This is a genomic window from Psychrobacter sp. 1Y4 (assembly GCF_051847555.1).
Genome location: NZ_JBPYDE010001003.1, coordinates 1 through 551, shown reverse-complemented (window position 1 = coordinate 551; position 551 = coordinate 1). Strand labels below are relative to the sequence as shown.

Below are 551 nucleotides of genomic sequence, written 5' to 3'. Positions count from 1 at the left end.
GGAGCTTACGTATCAAAAAATCTAGGCTTAAAAATTGCAACTGGCGATTACATTACTGGTCATGATGCTGATGATTGGGCGCATCCACAAAGGTTAGAAAAACATATAAGATTCATTCAATCAGAGGATAATCTGCCTAGAGCCAGTATAACTCGTATGATCCGTATGGAAGAAAATGGTTTCTTAAGGATGTATAAAATAAGTACCTTTTGCCATGATGGTATATTGCGAATAGCATCTATTACCTGCATGTTTGAAGCTAATTTTCTAAAACACACATTAGGTGGTTGGGACTGTGCTCGCTTTGGTGCCGACAGTGAAATTATTAGCCGTGCAAAAATAGTTATTGGTGATGAATTTAAGAACTATGAAGCATTGAGTATGATTTGTTTAGATGAACCTACTAGCTTAACCAACCACCCGATTCATGGTGTTTCAAAATCTACAGGTATATCACCCTCTAGAAAATTTTACAAAGAACAATGGACCGAGTGGCATAAAACCATTAATAAGAATGATGTATACCTAGAGTTTCCTCATTTAGATAGAAA

The 551-nt window shown here is 36.1% G+C and carries 1 protein-coding gene; it reads left to right on the top strand.

Annotated features, from left to right (window positions below; all coding sequences use genetic code 11):
• Positions 1-551 (top strand): glycosyltransferase (locus ACS8FC_RS20095; RefSeq protein WP_439298083.1); only part of this gene is annotated, 551 nt, incomplete at both ends.